A 5,441-nucleotide genomic window follows, 5' to 3' on the forward strand; every position below is an offset into this window, starting at 1 on the left:
TGCACGATGCCCAGGTAGATGTTGCCCACCAGCGACGCCGAGGCCGCGCTGGTGACGAAGTGCTCCACCACGATGCCGTCCTCGAGCACGGCGATCTGGGTGTAGCGGCTGCCGGGATGCGGTGGTTCGGTGCGGACCTTGTCACGCACCACCATCACCCGCTCGACTGCCTCGCGGCGGGCCAGGAACTCGGCCTCGCTCAGGACCGGTGGGCGGCGGCGTCCGGCGTCGCGACCATCACGACGACGCTGCCGTTTGGCTTCCAGCCGCGTCGAGCCGTCGATGCCCTGAATCTCGTTGTTGCTCGAGTCGGGCTTGTCCTTGGCGCGGGGCGCCCGCTCGTGCACCACGGTGTTCGGCGGGTCGTCCGGTGACGGGCTCTCGTCGGAGTCGTCGCCGGAGCCGGACTTGCGGCGACGACGGCGTCGGCGACGCTTGGTGGCGCCGTCGCCGGAGCCGTTGTCGTCGGCATCGGAGTCGTCCGCGTCGTCGTCGGAGTCGTCGTCGTCCGCGTTGTCACCCGAGGCGGCGTCCGGTTTGGCGCCGTTCTCGCCGCCGTCGGCTCCGTTCTGCTCGCCGCGGCCACGGCCCCGCCCGCGACGCCCACGGCGCCGCCGCCGGTTGGCCGGGCGATCTGCCTGCTCGTCGCCGTCGCTGTCGCTGTCGCTGTCGCCGTCGCTGTCGCCGTCGAAGTCGTCGTCGTCGTCGGAATCCGCGGGGTCCTCGGCCGCAGCCGAGCCGGGGCGTCGCTCAACCGGTTGCGGCGCGACGAACAGCGGCATGTACTCGGGCCGCTCGATCGTCGCGGTTTCCAGCATCGTCCGCGACTCGGGTTCATCCGCGTCGCCGGCGACGCTCACCTCGGTCTCGACGGCCGCCGTAGTGACCGTCGCGGGCGCGCTGGCCAGCAGGTCGCGAACGCGGACCGCGTCGACGCGTTCCACGGTGGAGTGCGCGCTGCGGATCCGGCCGTCGAGCTCAGTCAGCGCGTCGAGTACCTGGCGGCTGGTCGTCCCCAGCGCCCGGGCCAGGGAGTGAACCCTGAGCCGATCTGGCAGCTCCTCGGGCTGCGACGAGTCTTCTGGAACCTCTGGGGATGGGCCACCGTCTATCACGTATTCTCCTCAAGCCCCCGGGCGCGTCCTTTCGACGCGGCCACGCGAGGGCTTCGCTATGGGCCCGGGTCACTTCCTCCCGGGCTTGTGATGGTCTTGCTCCAAGCGGTTCAGCTCGAACGCACTCAGTGCCGGTCTGAATGATGGCTGGACGGTCGGCGCCGCATCGCGGATGGCGGTGGTCGCCCTTGTCGAAGTCTTCATTCGGGCGTCGGAAGCCGGTCCGGCGACGTTCACCCGACTACGAGTATCCCATATCGCTGTGCCGGGTCGGACCAAGTGCGCCGACCCGTTACCAAGCTTTGCTGAACCAGAGTCCAATCTCGCGCTCTGCCGACTCCGGCGAATCGGAGCCGTGGACCAGGTTGAACTGCGTTTCGAGGCCGAAATCGCCGCGGATGGTGCCGGGCGTGGCCTTGTCCACCGGGTCGGTCCCACCAGCGAGTTGCCGGACTGCCGCGATCGCCCGCGGGCCCTCGACAATCGCCGCGACCAGAGGCGATGACGTGATGAACTCCACCAGGGAATCGAAGAACGGCTTGCCATCGTGCTCGGCGTAGTGATGACGGGCCAGCTTGTCGCTGACGATCCGCATTTCCAGCGCAGCGAAGGTCAGGCCTTTGCGCTCGATGCGGCCGAGGATCTCGCCTACCAGGCGCCGCTCGACCCCATCGGGCTTGATCAACAGAAGCGTCCGCTCAGTCACGGCGCACAGCGTACCGAACCGATCCGGCGGGCCCAGCGCGGTGGATCAGTCCGGTGGCCCGTCTTGACCTGGGAGCAACCCGAGTCGCTCCCGGCGCAGCACCTCGGAGCGGACGTACAGGATCAGCGCCCACACCGCGGCGAACAGCAGTCCGATGAAACCCACGCCCGGGTACACGGCAAAGCCCGCGATCGGTATCATCTGCACAGCCAGGTCGGCCCAGATGGCCCACGACCGGCCCTGCAAGCCGGCGAGAAGGATCAGCACCGCCGCCAATCCCAGCAGGTACGTCAAAGTGCCCGCACTCAGCCCGCCCCCGACCGCGCCGACCACCGGCAGCGCCAGCAGCACCACGATCGCCTCCAGGATCAGCGTGCCGGCCGTGACACCGCGAAAGCTTTTCCACGGGTCGGGTTTCGAGCCTCCGGGTGGCTGGGCGGGCGTCGTCACGAGGGATCACGACCGAACAACGAGCGCGCGACGCCGGCGGTGACCACCGAACCGGTGATGACGATGCCCGTTCCGGAAAAGGCCACGTGCTCGGCATCGGCATCGTCGACCAGCGCGGTGGCGGTATCGATGGCGTCGCGCAAGCTCTCGGCGGTGATCACGCGATCAGGTCCGAAGTACTGCTGGGCGACCAACGCCAGCGACTCCACGTCCAACGCTCGCGGTGATCCGTTGTGGGTGACCACGATTCGATCGAATACCGGCTCGAGTGCGGCCAGGATGCCGCCGACGTCCTTATCGCCCATCACGCTGACCACGCCGACCAGGAATCGGAAATCGAATTCTTCAGCCAGCGTCAAGGCCAGGGCCGCGGCGCCCGCCGGATTGTGCGCGGCGTCGATGAATACCGTTGGCGTACTACGCATCCGCTCCAACCGGCCCGGACTGGTCGCGGCGGCGAATCCGGCTCGCACGGCATCGATGTCGAGTTGACGCTGCGCACCGGCACCGAAGAACGCCTCGACGGCGGCCAGCGCGATGGCGGCGTTATGCGCCTGATGTTCGCCGTGCAGCGGGAGAAAGATTTCCGAGTACACCCCGCCGAGGCCCTGCAGTTCCAGCAGCTGTCCGCCGATCGCGACCTGGCGGCTCAATACCGCGAACTCCGAATCTTCGCGCGCGACTGCGGCATCAGCGTGGACGGTCTGCGCCAGGACGACCTCCATCGCCTCGGGCACCTGACGGCCGATCACCGCCACCGTGTCCGGCGCTCCGTCTTCGGCTTTGTGAATGATCCCGGCTTTCTCACCGGCGATGCCGGCGATGTCGTCGCCGAGGTATTCGACGTGGTCGACGCTGATCGGCGTGATGACCGCGACCGGCGCGTCGATCACATTGGTGGCATCCCAACGTCCGCCCAGACCGACCTCGATGACCCCCACGTCGATCGGGGCATCGGCGAACGCCGCGAATGCCATCGCGGTGAGGACCTCGAATTTGCTCATCGCCGGGCCCCCGCTGTCTTGCGACTGCTGGTCAATCATCTGCACGAACGGCTCGAGCTCGGCGTAGGTCGCCACGTATGTCGCTGGGCTGATCGGCTTTCCGTCGATCGCGATACGCTCGACCGCCGACTGCAGGTGCGGGCTGGTGGTGCGTCCGGTGCGGCGCTGCAGAGCGGTCAGCAGCGCATCGACCATCCGTGCCACTGACGTTTTTCCGTTGGTTCCGGCGATGTGGATCGACGGGTAGCTGCGTTGCGGCGAGCCGAGCAGATCCATCAGCGCCGCGATGCGGGCCAGGCTGGGCTCGATCTTGGTTTCCGGCCAACGCTGGTCGAGTAAATGCTCGACCTGTAGTAGTGCCGCGATCTCATCCGGGGTAGGAACCACCTCGGTTAGTTCTGCGTCGTCGGGATCCAATGTCACTGCAGCCCGGCCAGCGTGGCCGTGATCCGGTCGACTTCCTCGGCCGCCACGCGTTGACGCTCGCGTTGCTTGTCGACGACAGCTTCCGGGGCCTTGGCCATGAAGTCCGCATTACCCAGTTTTGCCGTGGTCGAGGCGAGTTCCTTGTGCGCGGCGGCCAGGTCCTTCTCCAGGCGGCGACGCTCGGCGGCCACGTCGATGGTGCCCGAGGTGTCGAGTTCGACGACGACCGTGCCGCCCTTGAGCCCGACCTCCAGCGACGCCGACGGGCTGAAACCGGGGCCCGGCTCGATCAGCCATGCCAACGAGGAAACCGCGCCGATCTGAGAGCTCAGGTCGGCGGTGTCGATGCCCGACAGCCGCGCCGACACCTTCTGCCGATCGGCCAGACCCTGATCGCTACGGAACCGCCGAATCTCGGTCACCAGTTTTTGCATATCGGTGATTCGTTGCGCGGCAATGCTGTTGAGCGCGACGCCGGAGGTTTGCGGCCATTCGGCAATCACGACGGACTCCCCGCCGGTCAGGGTCTTCCACAGCGTCTCGGTGACGAACGGGATCACCGGGTGCAGCAACCGCAGCAGTGTGTCCAGCGCGGCGGCCAGCACGGCAGTGGTGTGCGAGAGCCCGTCGGCAACCTGCGTCTTGGCCAGCTCGAGGTACCAGTCGCAGAATTCGTCCCAGGTGAAGTGATAGAGCGATTCACACGCCCGGCTGAACAAGTAGTCGTCGAACGCCGAATCCACCTCGGCGCGAACCTCTTCGAGCCGGCCCAAGATCCACCGGTCGGCATCGGTGAGCTCGTCGAGACCCGGCAGCGGCGCCGGCGCGGCACCGTTCATCAACGCGAAGCGGGTAGCGTTGAACAGCTTGGTGACGAAGTTGCGCGACGCCCGGACATCGTCCTCGCCGACGCTCAGATCGCCGCCGGGGCTAGCGCCTCGAGCAAGCGTGAATCGCAAAGCGTCCGCGCCGTAGACCTCCAGCCAGTCCAGCGGATCGATGACATTGCCCTTGGACTTGCTCATCTTTCGGCCGGACTCGTCACGGATCAACCCGTGCAGAAAGACGTCGGTGAACGGCACCTGCGGGCCTCGCGCACCCTCCAGGGTGATGGCGTCGTCACCGCCGACGAAGGTCCCGAACATCATCATCCGGGCCACCCAGAAGAAAAGAATGTCATAGCCGGTCACCAGAACGCTTGTCGGATAGAACTTTTCCAACTCCGGCGTCTTGTCGGGCCAGCCCAGGGTGGAGAACGGCCACAGTGCAGAGGAGAACCAGGTGTCCAGGACGTCGGGATCCTGCTCCCACCCGTCGGGCGGCGTCTCGTCCGGACCCACGCAGATCTGCTGACCGTCCGGCCCGTACCAGATCGGGATTCGGTGGCCCCACCACAGCTGACGTGAGATGCACCAGTCGTGCATGTCGTCGACCCAGGCGAAGTAGCGGGCGTTCATTTCCTTGGGCTCGATCTGCACCCGGCCGTCGCGGACCGCGTCGCCCGCGGCCTTCGCGAGCGGGGCGACGTTCACGAACCACTGCAGTGACAGCCGCGGCTCGACCGTGGTGGAACAGCGGGAACAGTGCCCGACCGCGTGCACATAGGGACGGGTCTCCCTGACGATCCGGCCGTCCTCGCGCAGCGCGGCGATGACCGCCGGGCGGGCCTCGAACCGGTCGAGTCCCTCGAACGGCCCGTGCGCGGTGATCACGCCGTGCTCGTCCATGACGGCTAGCACG

At 67.3% G+C, this 5,441-nt stretch carries 4 protein-coding genes and 1 pseudogene; all 5 read right to left on the bottom strand.

Features of this window, described 5'->3' with window-relative positions; translation table 11 throughout:
- Nucleotides 1-1,115: pseudogene (locus VGH54_RS13825) on the bottom strand (ribonuclease E/G); the annotation flags it as partial.
- 292 nt (nt 1,116-1,407) lie between these two features.
- The gene (ndk, locus tag VGH54_RS13830) at nt 1,408-1,821 is read right to left on the bottom strand and encodes a nucleoside-diphosphate kinase (protein ID WP_331512584.1); all 414 of its coding nucleotides are present in this window, start codon (nt 1,819-1,821) and stop codon (nt 1,408-1,410) included.
- 45 nt (nt 1,822-1,866) lie between these two features.
- The gene (locus tag VGH54_RS13835; RefSeq protein WP_331512585.1) at nt 1,867-2,271 is read right to left on the bottom strand and encodes a DUF4233 domain-containing protein; all 405 of its coding nucleotides are present in this window, start codon (nt 2,269-2,271) and stop codon (nt 1,867-1,869) included.
- Complete coding sequence (gene folC / locus VGH54_RS13840) at nt 2,268-3,698, bottom strand: bifunctional tetrahydrofolate synthase/dihydrofolate synthase (protein ID WP_331512586.1); 1,431 nt, start codon at nt 3,696-3,698, stop codon at nt 2,268-2,270. The genes VGH54_RS13835 and folC overlap by 4 nt, the downstream gene beginning before the upstream one ends.
- The coding region (locus VGH54_RS13845) for a class I tRNA ligase family protein (protein WP_331512587.1) at nt 3,695-5,441 on the bottom strand (1,747 nt) is incomplete at its 5' end. The genes folC and VGH54_RS13845, both read right to left, overlap by 4 nt.

The organism is Mycobacterium sp. (genome assembly GCF_036488105.1).
Lineage (GTDB): Bacteria > Actinomycetota > Actinomycetes > Mycobacteriales > Mycobacteriaceae > Mycobacterium.